Here is a 17,682-nt window from a genome sequence, read left to right on the forward strand (position 1 = left end):
GTGTTCATTTCACGACGAGGAGAAGCTGAATTTCAGGCGAAGTAAAAAGCGGAGTATCGGGCAGATTTCAGGAATGACAGCCATAAAAAAACGGGGCTTAAGCCCCGTTTTTTAACACGTCGGAAGCAGGATTAGAACTGGTAAACCAGGCCTACTGCTACAGTGTCATCGGTGTTCAGACCCAGCGCGTTATTGTCATCCAGCTGGTTGATCTGATAATCCACGTAGGTAGACATGTTTTTGTTGAAGTAGTAAGTCGCGCCAACGTCGATGTATTTAATCAGGTCAGCATCGCCAACGCCTTCGATATCCTTGCCTTTAGACTGAACATAAGCAATGGATGGGCGCAGACCGAAGTCGAACTGATACTGTGCAACCAGTTCAATGTTCTGTGCTTTGTTAGCAGAAGCAGCGCTGGTGGTGTTGTTCAGACCAGTCACAACAGAGATTGGTGTAGAGTTACGGGTTTCACCGTACATCGCTGCCAGGTAAACATTATTTGCATCATATTTCAGAGCAGTTGCCCAGTTTTCAGCACGTTTGCCCTGGCCAACAACGTTACCATTGATATCGGTAGTGCCGTCTGCCTGAGAGTTTGTGCGATCGCTGCTGCTGTATGCGCCAACAACACCAACACCGATTGGTGAGGTATAGCTGGTTGATGCGCCCCAGCCGTCGCCGTTAGCACGACGCGTGTCGGTACGCTCGTTTTTACCCTGATACTGAAGTGCGAAGTCCCAGCCATCTACCAGACCAAAGAAGTTGGTGTTGCGGTAGGTCAGCAGGCCGGTGCTACGACCGTTCATGAAGTTATCTGAGTATCCTGAGTCGCCACCGAACTCTGGCAGCATATCGGTCCAGCCGATTGCATCATAAACCACACCGTAGTTACGGCCGTAGTCGATTGAGCCAGCGTCGCCGAATTTCAGACCGGCAAAGCCCAGACGGGTTTTGTTGCCGTTTTGTGCGTCAGAACCTTCAGAGTTATTCGCCTGAATGTTGTATTCCCACTGGCCGTAACCGGTCAGCTGGTCATTAATCTGGGTTTCGCCTTTAAAGCCGAAACGAACGTAAGATTTGTCGCCGTTGTTGCCGTCGCCATCTGAGCCATCGTTATCAGAAAAATAATGCAGGCCAACAGCTTTACCGTACAGGTCCAGTTTGTTGCCGTCTTTGTTATAGATTTCTGCAGCATTTGCTGCGCTGGCGGCTAACAGAGCAGGGATAACCACTGCAAGAATATTGCGCTTCATCATTATTCATTACCCTCATTGGAGTTATTTGTACACCTGCCACTGCCGTCAGGAAATCTTTACAGAACCCTTAACGAAGTTTGGTGTCTTCCTGTGTCTGCACGCATCTTTCCATCCCACCCGCCGTAATTCTAGCGCTTAAATGCTACTAAACTCGTAATCTTGTTTCAGCAGGAAAATTTGTATTACAAAATGTAAAAAACACGGAACTTTGTGAGTGAACTCAAAATTTACAAAAATAAAAAAAGGCCGGCAGTGCCGACCTCGTTATATATATGAATTTCTTATATTTAATGCCGAAATCAGAAACTCGCGTTGCGTGGCGTGCGCGGGAAGGGGATAACATCCCTTACATTTTGTACGCCAGTGACATAGGCGATTAAACGTTCAAAGCCCAAACCAAATCCAGAATGTGGCACGGTACCGTAGCGACGCAGATCACGATACCACCAGTAATCTTCTTTATTCAGACCCATCTCTTCGAGTCGTGCATCCAGCACATCCAGACGCTCTTCACGCTGTGAACCACCGATGATCTCACCAATGCCAGGCGCCAGGACATCCATTGCCGCCACGGTTTTGCCATCGTCGTTCAGACGCATATAGAACGCTTTAATGTCTTTCGGATAGTTTTTCACCACCACTGGCGCTTTAAAATGTTTCTCTGCCAGGTAACGCTCATGCTCAGAAGAGAGGTCGATTCCCCAGGAAACAGGGTTTTCGAAGGTCTGACCGCAATTCATCAGGATTTCAACCGCGTCGGTGTAGTCGACCTGGGCAAAATCAGTGGTAATGAAACGCTGGAGGCGTTCTACAGCTTCTTTATCGACGCGCTCAGCGAAGAAGGCCATGTCATCGGCGCGCTCTTCCAGCACCGCATTGAACACATACTTCAGCATTGACTCGGCCAGTGCGGCGGCATCATCCAGTGTCGCAAACGCAATTTCCGGCTCCAGCATCCAGAATTCTGCCAGATGACGGCTGGTGTTGGAGTTCTCTGCGCGAAACGTCGGGCCAAAGGTGTAGATCTTCGACAGGGCGCTGGCATAGGTTTCACCGTTCAGCTGACCGGAAACGGTCAGGAAAGCTTCTTTGCCAAAGAAATCTTCGCTGAAATCGACTTTGCCCTGATCGTTGCGCGGCAGGTTTTCCATATCCAGCGTAGAGACACGGAACATTTCACCTGCACCTTCGGTGTCGGAGGCGGTAATCAGCGGGGTGGAGACCCAGAAATAGCCATTTTCATGGAAGAAGCGATGCAGCGCCTGCGCCAGGGTATGGCGAACGCGGGCCACTGCGCCAATCAGGTTGGTGCGTGGACGCAGGTGCGCCACTTCACGCAGATACTCAATGCTGTGACGTTTCGCCGCCATCGGATAGCTGTCCGGATCTTCCACCCAGCCAACCACTTCCAGGCTGGTTGCCTGAATCTCAAACGCCTGGCCCTGACCCGGCGATGCCACCACTTTACCGGTGACGATAACGGAACAGCCGGTGGTCAGACGCAGCACTTCATCCTGATAATTATTCAGAGAATTATTGACGACAGCCTGAACGGGATTAAAGCAGGAGCCGTCATAGACAGCGATGAAGGAAAGACCGGCTTTGGAATCTCTTCGGGTACGCACCCAACCACGTACGGTGACTTCACTGTCAACCGCGACGCGACCGTGCAGTACGTCCGCTACAGGCACTACGCTCATAAATATCTCTCTATATAGAAGAAGTGAGTTAAAAGTTGCCCCATCCGGGGTTTTGCTATGTTACTTGCGAGTCTTCAGGAAACAAGCAAAATTCAGGGGGAATGCAGATTTATTACAGCAGAGGCGGGGCGCATCAACACCCCGATAAGAAGAGGATTAACTCGCTTTTTTCACCAGCGGCAGATCGAAGGCTTTTCGCAGGGCTTTTACAAAGGCTTTATCCTGACAGATAGTTTTGCCGGGGCTGTCTGAGAGTTTCGCCACCGGTTTACCATTGCATTGCACCAGCTTAATAACGATATTCAGTGGCGTTACGCCCGGAATGTCGCAGGTCAGACGGGTACCGATGCCGAACACAACATTCGTCCGCTGGCCAAAGTGGCGGTATAACGCCAGGGCTTTGTCGAGATTTAAGTTGTCAGAGAAGACCAGGTGTTTGCTTTGCGGATCGATACCCAGGCTCTGATAGTGGGCAAGGGCTTTCTCGCCCCATTCAACCGGATCGCCGGAGTCATGGCGCAGTCCCTGATAGCGACGGGCAAACAACGGACCGAAATCGCGCAGGAAGGCGTCCATGGCAATACAATCGGTCAGCGCAATGCCCAGTTGATCGTCATACTCATCGAGCCACGCCTGCAGCGCCGCGCGCTGGCTATTAGCAAGGACCGGGCTGATCTGCTGGAAGGCCTGGAACCACTCATGTGCCTGCGTCCCGACCGGCGTCAGTGACAGACGGCGCGCCAGATCATAGTTACTGGTGCCAATCAGCCACGGGAAATCCTGTTTCAGCGTTGAGACGATCGACTGCTGCACATCCTGCGAGTAGCGACGACGGGTGCCGAAATCCATCAGGCGGAAGCGTGACATATCCAGGTCAGCTACCTGCGTCTTAAAGTCGCCGAGTTTCTGGTGTAAATGGTCAATTGCCTGCTGGGTGGTGACCTGCGGTGTGCGATGACGATGCACAATCTCGCTGATTAGCGCCAGCAGCGGCACCTCCCACATAATGACTTCCCGCCACGGCCCCTGAATACGGATATCCAGTTTGCCATGGTGATTGCGCACCTCAACCTGATCCGGGTTATAGCGGAACTGGCGTAACCAGCTGAGGTAATCCTGCTGGAAGAAGGGGAGGTGAGACAGCCAGGTCGCTTCATCATCAGTCAGCGCCAGGTGTTGCATAGCGGTTATCGCGTCACGAATTTCGTCAGCGTAGAGACCCAGCAGTTCGTCGCCGCGGCAGCGAAACTCCGCCGCCACCGTTACGTCATGATAGCGGTGGAAAACGGCCTGCTGCATATGGAGCTTATAGGCGTCCGTATCCAGCAGCGAGGTCAGTATCGGGGAAGCATGTCCTGTCATGGCGCGTTTCAGCATCCTGTTCGGTGGCGCAGAGCCCGGTGTTGTACACAGTCATAAAGACGCGAAAGTATAATTCACTATCTGAACCCGATCACAGCATATTTCAGTCGGGTGGGTCGAGGCCAATCTGTGCCTTTGTTAACAAACTGTAGCCATTTCACCCTTTAGGTGCATTGTGCGTGGCAAGCTTGTAGTAACAAGCTTAGACTTTGCCGGTAAACTTATAACAACGCGAGACGCAATATGACGCAACAGCCCCAAATCAAGTATCGCCACGATTATCGTGCGCCTGATTACACCATCACCGATATCGATTTAACCTTTGAACTGGATGCGTCCACCACCCGTGTTACGGCCATCAGTCAGGTTAAACGACTGGGCGACAGCCAGGCTGAGCTGCGACTGGACGGCGAAGCGTTAACGCTGATTGCGCTGGAGATCGACGGGCAACCCTGGACGGCTTACCGTGAAGAAGAGGGCGCACTGGTGATCAGCCAGCTGCCGGAAAGCTTCACCCTGAAAATCATCAATGATATTCATCCGGATCAGAACACCGCGCTGGAAGGGTTGTACAAATCGGGCGAGGCGCTCTGCACCCAATGTGAAGCTGAAGGCTTCCGCCATATTACCTGGTACCTCGATCGCCCGGATGTCCTGGCGCGCTTTACCACCACCATTTATGCCGACGGTGAACGCTATCCATTCCTGCTCTCCAACGGTAACCGCATTGACAGCGGCCGGGATGAGCAGGGCCGCAGCTGGGTGAAGTGGGAAGATCCGTTCCCGAAACCTTGTTACCTGTTTGCGCTGGTGGCAGGCGATTTCGATGTGTTGCGTGACAGTTTTACCACCCGTTCAGGCCGTGATGTGGCGCTGGAGATCTTCGTCGATCGCGGTAATCTCGACCGTGCTGACTGGGCGATGACCTCGCTGAAAAACAGCATGAAGTGGGATGAAGAGCGTTTCGGCCTGGAGTATGACCTCGACATCTTTATGATCGTGGCGGTGGACTTCTTCAACATGGGCGCGATGGAGAATAAAGGCCTGAACGTCTTCAACGCCAAATATGTACTGGCGAAAGCGGAAACGGCAACCGACAAAGATTACCTCGGTATTGAAGCCGTTATCGGCCACGAATATTTCCACAACTGGACCGGCAACCGCGTGACCTGCCGCGACTGGTTCCAGCTCAGCCTGAAAGAGGGATTGACCGTGTTCCGCGATCAGGAGTTCAGCTCTGATCTGGGTTCACGTGCCGTGAACCGCATCGATAATGTGCGTATCGTGCGTGGAGCACAGTTCGCCGAAGATGCCAGCCCAATGGCACACCCGATCCGTCCGGATCAGGTTATTGAGATGAACAACTTCTACACCCTGACGGTGTATGAGAAAGGGTCAGAAGTGATCCGTATGATGCATACCCTGCTGGGTGAAGAGAATTTCCAGAAAGGCATGAAGCTCTACTTTGATCGTCATGACGGCAGCGCCGCCACCTGTGATGACTTTGTCCAGGCGATGGAAGATGCCTCAAACGTCGATCTGTCGCAGTTCCGCCGCTGGTACAGCCAGTCCGGTACGCCGGTACTGACGGTGCGCGACGATTACAATCCGGAACTGGAGCAGTACACGCTACACGTCACGCAGCACACGCCAGCGACCGTCGATCAGAAAGAGAAGCTGCCCCTGCATATCCCGCTGGATATTGAACTCTATGACGGTGAAGGCAAGGTGATCCCGCTACAGAACAACGGCCATCCGGTGCACCATGTGCTGAATGTCACCGAAGAGTTCCAGACCTTTATTTTCGATAACGTCTACTTCCAGCCGGTGCCGTCACTGCTGCGCGAATTCTCTGCGCCAGTGAAACTCGATTATAAATGGAGTGATGCGCAGCTCACCTTCCTGATGCGCCATGCCCGCAACGACTTCTCCCGCTGGGATGCGGCGCAGAGCCTGCTGGCGACCTACATCCGTCTGAACGTTGCACGCTATCAGCAGGGTCAGCATCTGTCGCTGCCGCTGCATGTCGCCGACGCCTTCCGTGCAGTATTACTGGATACCGACTGCGATCCGGCCCTGACGGCGCTGATCCTGACCCTGCCGTCGGAAAATGAGATTGCCGAGCTGTTCGATACCATCGATCCGCAGGCGATTGCGCTGGTGCGTGACGCTCTGCAACGCACGCTGGCCCGCGAACTGGCCGATGAGTTTTTTGCCATCTACAACGCCAATCAGCAGCCTGAATACCGCGTGGAGCATGATGCGATTGGTCAGCGCAGCCTGAAAAATACCTGCCTGACCTATCTTGCCTTTAGCGATGCGCAGCTGGCAGACAAGCTGGTACAGACGCAGTACCACCAGGCGACCAACATGACGGATGCGCTGGCGGCGCTTTCCGCGGCTGTGGCGGCTCAGTTGCCGTGCCGTGATGCGCTGCTGGCGGCCTACGATGAGCGCTGGCATCAGGATGGTCTGGTGATGGACAAATGGTTTGTTCTGCAGGCCACCAGTCCGGCTGCCAACGTGATGCGTAATGTGCGTCAGCTTCTGACTCATCGCTCCTTTACCATGAGTAACCCGAACCGCGTTCGCTCGCTGGTGGGGGCCTTTGCCTCGGCTAACCCGGCCGCGTTCCATGCGAAAGATGGCAGCGGTTATAAGTTCCTGGTGGAGATGCTTACCGACCTGAACACCCGTAATCCGCAGGTCGCGGCGCGAATGGTAGAACCGCTGATTCGTCTGAAACGTTATGACGAAGACCGTCAGGCGATGATGCGCCAGGCGCTTGAGCAGTTGCTGCAGCTGGATAAGCTCTCTGGCGATCTTTACGAGAAAATTACCCGGGCACTGAACGCCTGATGACCCGTCCTGGCATAGGTTGACACGCTATGCTGTTAAAACGCCTGATGCACTGCATCAGGCGTTTTTTATTTCAGCGCTGTTGCGCGTAACGGACGGGCTGCGGGCGTTCCGTGCGCTGCATCACCCGATCCAGTACCTCCGCTTCCAGTTCGGCCAGCCGCGCAGATCCACGACGCCGCGGACGGGGCAGGTCCACCAGCAGATCCAGACCGATCTCGCCCTCTTCAATCAACAGCACGCGATCCGCCATTGCCACCGCTTCACTGACATCATGTGTGACCAGCAACACAGTAAAATGATGCTGTTGCCACAGTGACTCAATCAATCCCTGCATTTCAATGCGCGTCAGGGCATCCAGTGCGCCCAGCGGTTCATCCAGCAGCAGCAAACCCGGTCGATGGATCAGCGCCCTGGCCAGTGCCACGCGCTGTTTCTGACCGCCAGAGAGTGCAGCCGGCCACTCACTGGCCCGATCGGCCAGTCCTACCGCCGCCAGGGCATCCATTGCCGCGCTGCGCCATTCGCGTCCGCGCAGGCCCAGACCGACGTTATCGATCACTTTTTTCCACGGCAGCAGTCGCGCATCCTGAAACATCAGGCGGGTATCTTCTCGCGCTGACTGCAGCGGCGCATTGCCCGCCAGCAGTTCACCGCTGGAACTCTGTTCAAGTCCCGCCAGCAGACGCAGCAGAGTGCTTTTGCCACAGCCACTGCGACCCACTACCGCCACAAACTGACCTGAAGGAATATGCAGGTCGATCTTATTGAGTATGGTGCGACTGCCATACTGTTTGCTGACGCCGTTGACGCCAACCGGCGTACCGGTGTTGAGGCGGGCCGGTGAGAAAGTCTGGCTCATGCGTTCTCCTCCTTCAGTTGGTAAGCGGGATGCCAGCGCAGCCAGACACGTTCCAGTAACAACGCGGCGACATCCGCCAGTTTGCCGAGCAGGGCGTAGAGAATAATGGCCACCACCACCACATCGGTCTGCAGGAATTCACGCGCATTCATCGCCAGATAGCCGATGCCAGAACTGGCGGAGATGGTCTCGGCGACAATCAGCGTCAGCCACATCAGACCCAGCGCGAAACGCACGCCGACCATGATATTGGGCAGTGCACCGGGCAGGATCACCTGAATAAACAGGCTCCAGCCGGAGAGGCCATAGCTGCGGGCCATCTCAACCAGCCCGCGATCAATGTTGCGGATGCCATGATAAGTATTCAGGTAGATCGGGAACAGCGTGCCCAGCGCCACCAGAAAGATTTTGGCGGATTCATCAATGCCGAACCAGAGGATCACCAGCGGGATCAGTGCCAGATGCGGCACATTACGCAGCATCTGCAGCGAGGTATCCAGCAACCGCTCACCGGTTTTTGAGGTGCCCGTGATCAAGCCCAGCAGCAGGCCGAGAGATCCACCGATGCTGAAGCCGATCAGCGCCCGCCAGCTGCTGATCGCCAGGTGCTGCCAGAGTTCACCGCTGGCGGTCAGCTGCCAGAAGGTGGTCACGATCTTCTCCGGTGCGGGCAGAATGCGGTTTGATAACCAGCCGGTCTGTGAGGCTAGCTGCCACACCACGACCAGCAGCGTTGGCAGGAGCCAGGGTAGCAACGTATCAGCAAGGCGTTTTCGGGTTCTGGCCATCATGCTCTCCTCAGCCCCGGGCGACTTTTTTCTCAGGGGTAAAATCGTTGGCGACCGCTTCACCGTGCGCCTGAACCACCCGCGGCTGAGGCACCAGGGGAACCTGCAGATCCAGATGCGGGAACAGCAGTTCGCCAACGCGATACGCCTCTTCCAGATGCGGATACCCCGACAGGATAAAGGTCTCGATGCCCAGCGCTTCATACTCCCTGATACGTGCGGCAACCGTCGGACCATCGCCGACCAGCGCCGTACCGGCTCCGCTGCGCACCAGGCCCACGCCGGCCCACAGGTTCGGGCTGATTTCGAGCTTGTCGCGTCGACCGCCGTGCAGGGCGGCCATCCGGCGCTGACCCACAGAATCTGCCCGCTGGAACGCTGCCTGTGCTTTCGCGATAGTGGCGTCATCGACATTGGCAATCAGCCGGTCAGCGGCCTGCCAGGCTTCTTCATTTGTTTCACGCACAATCACATGCAGACGGATGCCGAAGCGTACGGTGCGTCCCTGAGCAGCGGCTTTTGCACGCACCTGGTCAATCTTCTCTTTGACCTGTGCAGGCGGCTCACCCCAGGTGAGATAAACATCGACCTGTTCGGCCGCCAGCTCCTGGGCCGGTTCAGAAGAGCCACCGAACCAGAGTGGCGGACGAGGCTGCTGCACCGGTTTAAACATCAGACGCGCGCCGCGAACCTTCACGTGCCTGCCTTCATAATCGACGGTTTCGCCTTCCAGCACCCGACGCCAGACACGGGTAAACTCGGCAGACTCTGCGTAACGCTCACGGTGATCCAGGAACACACCGTCGCCCGCCAGCTCTTCCGGATCGCCGCCGGTCACCAGATTGAACAGCGCGCGGCCATTGGAGAGCCGATCCAGAGTGGCAGCCTGACGCGCCGCCTGAGTCGGTGAAATCACGCCGGGGCGCAGCGCCACCAGGAAGCGCAGACGCTGAGTGACCGGAATCAGCGAGGCGGCAACCAGCCAGGCATCTTCGCATGAACGGCCGGTCGGGATTAATACGCCACCGAAGCCGAGGCGGTCGGCGGCCTGTGCCACCTGTTGCAGATAGGCGTGATCAACCGGTCGTGCCCCTTCGGCAGTACCAAGATAGTGGCCGTCGCCATGCGTTGGCAGAAACCAGAAAATGGATACGCTCATTATTGTTGCTCCTTATTGCGTTACGGTATGCGGTTGCCAGATGCGATCCTGAATCGTCACTTTTACGGGCAACAGATGATTGGCATAGAACAGGTCAGCGGTGCGCTGCTGAGCCGCAGCGGTTTCAGCGCTCACCGGTGAAATCCGGGTTGGTGGCCGATGGCTGAGATAGCTGGCGATAACCGGCTCAGGCAGACCCATTGCCTGCGCCAGCAGTGTGGTGCTCTGCTGACGCTGGCTGATTGTCAGCGCATCGGCCGCGCTAAAGGTATCGAGAACCTGCTGGATAAAGGCGCCATGGGCTTCGGCATAGCTGCGGGTCGCTAAATAGAATGAGCCAGTCAGATTAAGTGCGCTGCCATCAGTCAGCAGACGCGAATGACCCTGCAACAGCACCGAGGAGTAGTAGGGGTCCCAGATTGCCCAGGCATCAACATCTCCCTGCTGGAAGGCGGCGCGCGCATCGGCGGGTGTCAGATAAACCGGTGTAATATCTTTAAAACTCAGGCCCGCCTGCTGTAAGGCGCGAAGCAGTAAATTGTGCGAGCTGGAGCCTTTCTGGAACGCGACCTTTTTCCCTTTCAGATCTGCGACCTGTTTCAGAGGACTCTCTTTTGGGACCAGAATCACTTCTGCTTTGGGCTTTGGCGGCTCAGAGCCGACATAAAGCAGATCCGCGCCAGCGGCCTGGGCAAACAGTGGCGGAAGGTCACCGGTGCTGCCGAGGTCAATACTGTTGATGTTCAGCGCTTCCAGCATTTGTGGACCCGCCGGGAACTCGATCCACTTAATCTGAGTATGGGGAAAACGCTTCTCCAGTAACTGATGTGATTTTGCCAGCACCATGCTGACTGAACCTTTCTGATAGCCGATACGAATCTCAGCCGGATCGGATTCGGCGGCCTGAACCAGAGGGGCGATGAGTAAAAGGCCTGCCACCAGCCACTTTCCAACTATTTGCTTCATCGAACTCTTCCTTATACCGCTTGTGCAACGGGGTGGTGGTGACGGGTCAGCGCCAGCCAGAACGCAGTGACGGCTTCATCCAGACGCTGTGACAGTGAATCCTGTAAAACCGGCTGACGATCGTAGTGGGTAATCTGGCTGTCCTCGGCATAAACACCGTGCAGGATCTCCTGCGCCTTTAAGGCGTTAAGAACCGGTTTCAGGGCGTAATCCAGCGCCAGCATGTGGCCGACACTGCCGCCGCTGGCCAGCGGCAACACAACCTTGTGCTCGAGTGCACGTTCAGGTAGCAAATCGAGCAGGGTTTTCAGCGCGCCTGAAAAGGACGCCTTATAAACAGGTGTCGCCACAATCAGGCCATCAGCAGACGCGAGGTCTTCACGGAGGGCCAGGAGTGCGGGTGCATCAAAACGTGCATTGATCAGATCGTCAGGCTGAAAGTTGTGAATATTCCAGGGAATGACTTCAATGCCACGCGCTTCCAGCTTGTGCTGACACAGCGTCAGTAATGAAGTCGAGCGGGAAGGAAATCGTGGGCTGCCAGCCAGCGTAATAACGCGCATCATCACTCCTTATAACTAAAAGTTATTGATTATCTAAAGTTGAGAACTAATGGCTTCATACTGTCAGAGCTACGGAGTGGGCTTAAATGATTTATCCGGCAAAGTAAGGGTGAAAAATGCAAATAGAAGACGCCGCTGCAGAAGGGAACGCATAAGCTTCCGATAATTCTTAATTTAGGTTCCGGCAGGCGGTGAATTGATTAAGGAGTGTGATACGAGATGGTCAAAACGGGGGAGGGTGCTGAAAAAAATCGTTTTCGTCTGATTGCTTAATCAATCTTCCTGAGAGTCATACAGCGTTAAAGCGAAGCGGTGAGCATAACAGCCCCTCTGAGCGGCACAGAATCTGCCTGTCTGCGGAAGCCCCTGCCTGAAGCTAAGATTAATCGCAGAAAGAAAACTGCAATGAAAATGAAGTAATGGTGAAGTTATTCACTATTACAGATGTTCTCTTACACATTCCTGAACATGGTTACGTCTGCTTTGCCGGGCTATTTTAAATCGATCATCAACGGTTTTAACATTTACGCGGACTATAGATGCACTTTCATTAACAGTGATTTTCACAGGAAACGTTAAGATAATTTTTACGACTGGTCTTTATTCGCATTACCGGTTTAAGATAATCAGGCCAAATGAAAGCTATCATAATAATAGCGCATTACTCTTTTCGACGTTTCGCCTCTGGTCAGGACCTGCATCTGGCAGGTGACGCGTATTGTCTTTTTTCTAACAGCAGAGAATTGCCTATGTCTGACACTCTATTATCTGTAATTATTCCAACTTACAATGTTGAAAAATATATTGTGGAGTGCGTCGATTCATTATTACGTCAGGTTAAAGCGCCCAATGAAATACTCATTGTGAATGATGGTTCCACCGATGGAACATTAGCCTTACTTGAACAGAATTATGCGCATCTTCCTCAGGTGAAAATAATTACCACTGAAAATGGAGGCGCCGGTCAGGCCCGGGATGTGGGCATTGCACAGGCGAAGGGACAGTTTCTCTTTTTCTGTGATCCGGACGACGTCGTGGCGGACGGCCTGGTGGCCGAGCTGGCCAGGGTGGCGGAAACGCATCCTGAAACGGACCTGTTCTGTTTTAAATCGTGTGTATTCCGCGATGGTCAGATTGACATCACTTCACCAAAAGTGAGGCACGAACTCTTTGGCCAGCAAAAGCCACAGGAGGTCCTGCTGGCGCTGCTGCGTAATGGCAGCTATACCTCGGCGGCCTGGAGTTATGTCATCAGCAAACGCGTTATTGAGCAGCATAAATTGCGCTTTGTTAAACGTGTTCATGAAGACCACAATTTTACCCTTTCCTGTTTTATGAAAAGTCAGCAGGCCTGGGTCAGTCATCAGGTCTATTATAAACAGCGTATTCGCAACGGTTCACTGACCAACAGTACTAAAAGCAATGAGTTTTTCCATCAGCGCTATGACGCTTTTATGCATGCCTACAACACGTTAACCGGATCGATGGTTAAATCAGCATGGCGTGACACCCTGGAAAAAGCCTATTTAGTTCACTCGTTTCGTCTGATGATCTATTTATCGCTCTACAATCGAACACCTGTTCCTGAATATGTGCTGAATGCTATTCGCTTTTTGGGACGTAATGTAAAAGCAGAGAGCTTTAAAGAGCGGTTATTGTTTAATCGTCCTGAACTGTTTATTGCGCTGCAGCATTACAAAGTCAAAAAAGAGTTGAAAAACGCGGCCTGATCACAAAAAACAGCCTGATTCTGAAAAATGTGAAGCGATATTGTTTATGCCTTAGCGAAATGAGAAGGTGAGACATGCAATGTGTATAAGGTTGTTGCGTCATGGCAAAAGTTCTTGATAAAAGTCTGATTATTAATATTTTCTCCCTGCTGGCCTATCGTGGTGCGTCGTTTCTTTTTCCGCTGGCGACGCTGCCCTATCTTGCCCGTGTTCTGGGTGTAGAGCAGATGGGTACGCTGGCACTGGCGATCGCCTGTGTGCTCTATTGCAGTACCATCTCTGACTGGGGATTCAATGTCTTTACCACCAAAGATATTGCTCACCATCGTGATGACAAAGAACGCGTCACTCAGCTTTTCTGGTCAACATTTAACGCCAAGCTGATGCTGCTGGTGGTGACCAGCGGTACGCTGCTGACCGCGACCTGGTTCAATCCTGCCTGGCATCCGTTGTTCTTTATCATCCTGGCGAACTGCACCACGCTGATAGGCTCGTTGTTTTCATTTGGCTGGCTGATGCAGGGCTTTGAGAAGTTGGGTAAGACGGCAATGATCGCTACCTTCGGGAACTTCTGTGCGATTCCGCTAACGTTTTTACTGGTGAAATCCCCGCAGGATACCTGGCTGGCTGCCCTGATCCCTGGCACTGTCTCGATCATCAGTGCAGCGATTACGCTGAAGTTTGTGCTGGAGATGAAGGTCATTGGCCGTTATCGCTTTGAGCCCCGTGAAATCAAACAGCGCATCACCGACAGCATGGATGTCTTTATCGCCATTGCCGGTGCCAATCTGTTCAACAGCGTCAACGTCGTGATTCTCGCTTCCTTTACCTCCACCTATATGGTGGGTATCTATAACGGTGCGGATCGTCTGCGTAAAGCCGCTAACTCTGTGCCAGAGCAGATTGGCAGCGCCTTCTTCCCGCGCGTCAGTCATCTGTTTGGCCGGGATAAACGGGCTGCCATTGCAGCGACGCGCAAAAGCCTGCTGCTGTCGTTTTCCCTGAGTCTGTCGATTGTGATCTTTACCTGGTTCTTTGCTGACCTGGTGGTTTCAATCTTACTGGGTAAGGACTTTATTCCGTCGGCGGATGTGCTGCGTGTCTTTGTGCTCTGCTTCCTGTTTGGCAACATTGCTTATCCGGCCGGATTACAGATTCTGATTCCACATGGTTTAGCGCGTCAGCGTATGTGGGTGATGATGGCCGCGGGTGTGATTAACGTGCCGCTGTGCTGTTTCCTGGCGTGGAAGTTTGGTGCGATCGGGGCCGCATGGTCGATGGTCGGGGCAGAAGCGTTCGTCTGCATCGGTATTTTTGGCATCATGCAGCGTCACGGGATCCTCCGGGAATATCTGTTCCCCTCGCAGGTGGAAAATCACCCCGTAAACGATTCCGCTGCGTAAGATCAAGGGATTTTCAGTTAACTTCCCACCACCCCGCAGTTCGATTTACTTTTGCGCCAGAGCACTTTACCATTCTGGCGCACATTTTCCCGTGCACCGACTTCCACGATCGCTTCCGTCCTTCAGGAGAGTGCATGTTTTATCCTATCGTCCGACCGGCGCTGTTTAAACTCGACCCCGAACGCGCACACGAACTCACCTTTCAGCAACTACGCTTTATGAGCGGCACGCCACTTGAGATGTTCTATCGCCAGACTCTGCCGTCGCGTCCGGTTACCTGTATGGGACTGACCTTTAAGAACGCCCTGGGCCTGGCCGCCGGGCTGGATAAGAACGCAGAGTGTATTGATGCGTTTGCCGCGATGGGCTTTGGTTTTGTTGAAGTCGGTACCGTCACGCCGCGCCCTCAGGCGGGCAATGATAAGCCACGCATGTTTCGGCTGGTGGAAGCAGGCGGAATTATCAATCGGATGGGATTTAATAATCTGGGTGTCGATCATCTGGTTGAAAACGTGAAAAAAGCGCGTTTTAACGGCGTGCTGGGAATCAATATCGGTAAAAATAAAGATACGCCAGTCGAGCAGGGCAAAGATGATTATCTGATCTGCATGGAGAAGGTCTATGCCCACGCCGGTTATATCGCCATCAATATTTCCTCCCCTAACACGCCAGGTTTGCGTTCGCTGCAATATGGCGAGGCGCTGGATGATCTGCTCTCCTCAATCAAACAAAAACAAAAAGAGCTGGAACAGCGTCACCTTAAATATGTTCCGCTGGCCGTGAAAATTGCGCCCGATCTCTCGGAAGAGGAGTTAATTCAGGTCGCAGACAGTTTAATTCGTCATCAGATTGATGGTGTTATTGCCTGCAATACCACCCTCGATCGTTCGCTGGTTAGTGGACTCAAATATGCTGAGGAAGCAGGCGGATTAAGTGGCCGGCCAGTTCAGTCCCGGAGCACAGCGGTTATCCAGCGCCTCTCTCAGGAACTGCAGGGACGCCTGCCGATTATTGGCGTTGGTGGCATTGATTCTTTAACGGCCGCACGTGAAAAAATCGCCGCCGGGGCAACATTAGTTCAGATTTATTCAGGTTTTATTTATCAGGGACCGGGCTTAATTAAAGATATCGTTACCAATATCTAAGACAATTCTCACAATGACGGGCCGGGGGCTTTATTTATCCCCTCGGCTCGTTTATATTTTGTCCTGTTGCACGCTTTTTCAGCTTTTCCTTATGTTTCTTTTTCGCTGAATTCTGCGTGATTTTTGGCGCAGCGGTAAATACAGGGCACACGATGAAAATTAAACCCGATGATAACTGGCGTTGGTATTTTGACAGCAGCCACGATCGAATGATGCTCGACCTGGCCGACGGTATGCTGTTTCGTTCCCGCTATTCCCGCAAAATGCTCACGCCGGACGCTTTCGCTGAATCGGGCTTTTGTGTCGATGACGCTGCTCTTTATTACACGTTTGAAGAGACCTGCCGTCATTGCAAACTCAGTGGCAGTCACCGTGCTGAGTTGGTGTTAAACGCACTGGTCGCTGCCCGCTTTCTCAAACCCCTGATGCCTAAAAGCTGGCATTTCACCTCATATGCCCCGGCCATGCAGCCTCGTCCTGGCGAAATGGTACAGGTTACGCTGGCTGAAGAGGGAACACAGGCACGTCTGCTGGTGGTTGAAAGTGGTGATAATGCGGCGCTCTGTCTGCTGGCGCAGCAAGGTCTCACGCTGGCGGGAAAAAACATGGTGCTCGGCGATGCCATCAAAGTGATGAACGATCGCCTGCAGCCCTGGCATGAGGACGTTGCTGCACCTTTCGCACGCGCTGTCTGATCACCTCAGTTCAACATCGCCCGCCGGAATACAGCTACAGCTTAACAGTGTGCCGTCCTGACGCAGGGCACTCTGTTTCAGCGCCTTCACCTCACCTGCGACCAGATTCAGCTTGCAACTGCCACAGAGACCTGCACGACAGGAATAGGGTATGCGAAAGCCCTGCATCTCCAGTTGATCCAGTAACACCTGCTGATTATCTCCGGTGAATGTCTGACCCTGATAAGTAATGTTCACGGTTTCAGGCGCCTGTTTTTCTGGTTTCAACGTTTCAACCACTTCACCCGCCCCATACCTGCGCGATGCATGACGTTTCAGGACAATCATTTCATCACCCGCACGCACCACGCCGCTGCTACGCGCCACTAAGTTCAGGCCGAAATCGATGTCACCACTGCCATCCTGAGCGGTACGAAAAGTCTGCAACGTCGCCAGCGGATGACCGGTGGGATGCTTAACGCCGGTCTCGGTGCTGACCGTGGTGAGCACACAGCGACTGCAGGGCTTTGGCACCTCGAATATCACGTCGCCAATCTGAATTTCTGCCCAGCTATCTTCATCCCATGCGGCAGCACCGCTGACGACCAGATTCGGACGAAACTGTTCGGCTCGGACGCTGGCCGGGCAGCGTTGTTGCAGATCATGCAGCGACGCGTTGTTGATCAGCAAAAACGGAAAGCCATCGGCAAAGCTAAGCGGAATATGATCAAACTTTTTGACCCGGCGGCTGGGTTGTGGCCCGACCCAGCGCAACTGAACGTCGCGCGGGAAGAACTGGCTCAGCCACTGATTTATCGCAAGGGGCGCTATGCGCGCGGTAAAATGATTACCCCAGACTTCGGTGGGATGATCCTGCTCATCGAAATCGCTGAAGCGGATCAGGGACTGACTCCCATCTGGCGCCGCCAGCAACAGGCCATCCGGCAGAATCGCGGGCGTAAAGCGCACCATCTCCGGGTGCTGGCGGGCGGTAATAAAGGTGCCATCAGGTTCGGTCACCATAAACAGACGATCAAACGCCAGTCCGCTGTCAGTGACCAGCGCGTGTGATAACGCTAATCCCCGCATCGACTTCACAGGATGAATAAATAAGCGGGAAAGCGTGATCATGGTGTTCTCCTTGAACCCGACGCGCGACACAAAAGAAGCTAACTTTATGACATAGGTCTCCGATTCGCTATAATGCGCGACAAT

The 17,682-nt window shown here is 53.7% G+C and carries 14 protein-coding genes; 5 read left to right on the forward strand and 9 right to left on the reverse strand.

Annotation, left to right across the window (positions count from 1 at the left end; all coding sequences use genetic code 11):
- Nucleotides 1-131 precede the first annotated feature (131 nt).
- The 3 genes from ompF to pncB all read right to left on the reverse strand — a co-directional run bounded on the left by ompF (nt 132) and on the right by pncB (nt 4,318).
- On the reverse strand, nt 132-1,256 hold the full coding sequence (gene ompF, locus NP77_RS16900) for a porin OmpF (protein ID WP_039660940.1): 1,125 nt from the start codon (nt 1,254-1,256) through the stop codon (nt 132-134).
- A 299-nt stretch (nt 1,257-1,555) separates the two neighbouring features.
- Nucleotides 1,556-2,956, reverse strand: coding sequence for an asparagine--tRNA ligase (asnS, locus tag NP77_RS16905; protein ID WP_008925857.1), 1,401 nt, complete (start codon nt 2,954-2,956; stop codon nt 1,556-1,558).
- Nucleotides 2,957-3,112: 156 nt separating this feature from the next.
- Nucleotides 3,113-4,318: a nicotinate phosphoribosyltransferase gene (gene pncB, locus NP77_RS16910; protein ID WP_008925858.1), complete on the reverse strand. Its 1,206-nt coding sequence runs from the start codon at nt 4,316-4,318 to the stop codon at nt 3,113-3,115.
- A 243-nt stretch (nt 4,319-4,561) separates the two neighbouring features.
- Here pncB and pepN point away from each other — a divergent pair, with 243 nt between their 5' ends.
- Nucleotides 4,562-7,177, forward strand: a complete 2,616-nt coding sequence (pepN, locus tag NP77_RS16915) for an aminopeptidase N (RefSeq protein ID WP_039660942.1) — start codon at nt 4,562-4,564, stop codon at nt 7,175-7,177.
- Nucleotides 7,178-7,250: 73 nt separating this feature from the next.
- On the opposite strand, the gene ssuB is transcribed toward pepN, so the two are convergent.
- The 5 genes from ssuB to ssuE are packed head-to-tail and all read right to left on the reverse strand — an operon-like array spanning nt 7,251 to nt 11,515.
- Entirely contained in the window at nt 7,251-8,039 is a 789-nt protein-coding gene (gene ssuB / locus NP77_RS16920; protein WP_039660944.1) for an aliphatic sulfonates ABC transporter ATP-binding protein, read from the reverse strand.
- Entirely contained in the window at nt 8,036-8,827 is a 792-nt protein-coding gene (gene ssuC, locus NP77_RS16925) for an aliphatic sulfonate ABC transporter permease SsuC (RefSeq protein ID WP_039660945.1), read from the reverse strand. The genes ssuB and ssuC overlap by 4 nt, the downstream gene beginning before the upstream one ends.
- Nucleotides 8,828-8,837: 10 nt before the next feature.
- Complete coding sequence (gene ssuD / locus NP77_RS16930) at nt 8,838-9,986, reverse strand: FMNH2-dependent alkanesulfonate monooxygenase (RefSeq protein WP_039660947.1); 1,149 nt, start codon at nt 9,984-9,986, stop codon at nt 8,838-8,840.
- 12 nt (nt 9,987-9,998) lie between these two features.
- A complete protein-coding gene (locus NP77_RS16935) occupies nt 9,999-10,952 on the reverse strand; it encodes a sulfonate ABC transporter substrate-binding protein (RefSeq protein ID WP_039660948.1) in 954 nt (317 codons plus the stop codon).
- A gap of 11 nt (nt 10,953-10,963) precedes the next feature.
- Nucleotides 10,964-11,515 (reverse strand): NADPH-dependent FMN reductase, encoded by a 552-nt coding sequence (ssuE, locus tag NP77_RS16940; RefSeq protein WP_008925864.1) that lies wholly within the window; start codon nt 11,513-11,515, stop codon nt 10,964-10,966.
- A gap of 749 nt (nt 11,516-12,264) precedes the next feature.
- Between ssuE and NP77_RS16945 the strand changes: the two genes are divergently transcribed.
- The 4 genes from NP77_RS16945 (at nt 12,265) to NP77_RS16960 (ending at nt 16,488) form a co-directional block, all read left to right on the forward strand.
- Nucleotides 12,265-13,245, forward strand: coding sequence for a glycosyltransferase family 2 protein (locus tag NP77_RS16945; RefSeq protein ID WP_008925865.1), 981 nt, complete (start codon nt 12,265-12,267; stop codon nt 13,243-13,245).
- A gap of 101 nt (nt 13,246-13,346) precedes the next feature.
- A complete protein-coding gene (locus NP77_RS16950; RefSeq protein ID WP_039660951.1) occupies nt 13,347-14,648 on the forward strand; it encodes a flippase in 1,302 nt (433 codons plus the stop codon).
- Between the two features lie 134 nt (nt 14,649-14,782).
- Nucleotides 14,783-15,793 (forward strand): quinone-dependent dihydroorotate dehydrogenase, encoded by a 1,011-nt coding sequence (pyrD, locus tag NP77_RS16955; RefSeq protein WP_008925867.1) that lies wholly within the window; start codon nt 14,783-14,785, stop codon nt 15,791-15,793.
- A gap of 152 nt (nt 15,794-15,945) precedes the next feature.
- A complete protein-coding gene (locus tag NP77_RS16960; RefSeq protein WP_008925868.1) occupies nt 15,946-16,488 on the forward strand; it encodes a cell division protein ZapC in 543 nt (180 codons plus the stop codon).
- Here NP77_RS16960 and NP77_RS16965 read toward each other — a convergent pair whose 3' ends face one another.
- Nucleotides 16,489-17,598, reverse strand: coding sequence for a YcbX family protein (locus tag NP77_RS16965; RefSeq protein WP_008925869.1), 1,110 nt, complete (start codon nt 17,596-17,598; stop codon nt 16,489-16,491).
- Nucleotides 17,599-17,682 lie beyond the last annotated feature (84 nt).

It is taken from the genome of Pantoea sp. MBLJ3 (genome assembly GCF_000816655.1).
Lineage (GTDB): Bacteria > Pseudomonadota > Gammaproteobacteria > Enterobacterales > Enterobacteriaceae > Pantoea > Pantoea eucalypti.

What these genes read in the sequence shown, in the direction of transcription:
- ompF (WP_039660940.1), bottom strand. Translation starts at nt 1,256, where the DNA reads ATGATGAAGCGCAATATTCTTGCAGTGGTTATCCCTGCTCTGTTAGCC.
- NP77_RS16950 (WP_039660951.1), top strand. Translation starts at nt 13,347, where the DNA reads ATGGCAAAAGTTCTTGATAAAAGTCTGATTATTAATATTTTCTCCCTG.
- pncB (WP_008925858.1), bottom strand. Translation starts at nt 4,318, where the DNA reads ATGACAGGACATGCTTCCCCGATACTGACCTCGCTGCTGGATACGGAC.
- ssuC (WP_039660945.1), bottom strand. Translation starts at nt 8,827, where the DNA reads ATGGCCAGAACCCGAAAACGCCTTGCTGATACGTTGCTACCCTGGCTC.
- asnS (WP_008925857.1), bottom strand. Translation starts at nt 2,956, where the DNA reads ATGAGCGTAGTGCCTGTAGCGGACGTACTGCACGGTCGCGTCGCGGTT.
- pepN (WP_039660942.1), top strand. Translation starts at nt 4,562, where the DNA reads ATGACGCAACAGCCCCAAATCAAGTATCGCCACGATTATCGTGCGCCT.
- ssuE (WP_008925864.1), bottom strand. Translation starts at nt 11,515, where the DNA reads ATGCGCGTTATTACGCTGGCTGGCAGCCCACGATTTCCTTCCCGCTCG.
- pyrD (WP_008925867.1), top strand. Translation starts at nt 14,783, where the DNA reads ATGTTTTATCCTATCGTCCGACCGGCGCTGTTTAAACTCGACCCCGAA.
- NP77_RS16935 (WP_039660948.1), bottom strand. Translation starts at nt 10,952, where the DNA reads ATGAAGCAAATAGTTGGAAAGTGGCTGGTGGCAGGCCTTTTACTCATC.
- NP77_RS16945 (WP_008925865.1), top strand. Translation starts at nt 12,265, where the DNA reads ATGTCTGACACTCTATTATCTGTAATTATTCCAACTTACAATGTTGAA.
- NP77_RS16965 (WP_008925869.1), bottom strand. Translation starts at nt 17,598, where the DNA reads ATGATCACGCTTTCCCGCTTATTTATTCATCCTGTGAAGTCGATGCGG.
- NP77_RS16960 (WP_008925868.1), top strand. Translation starts at nt 15,946, where the DNA reads ATGAAAATTAAACCCGATGATAACTGGCGTTGGTATTTTGACAGCAGC.
- ssuD (WP_039660947.1), bottom strand. Translation starts at nt 9,986, where the DNA reads ATGAGCGTATCCATTTTCTGGTTTCTGCCAACGCATGGCGACGGCCAC.
- ssuB (WP_039660944.1), bottom strand. Translation starts at nt 8,039, where the DNA reads ATGAGCCAGACTTTCTCACCGGCCCGCCTCAACACCGGTACGCCGGTT.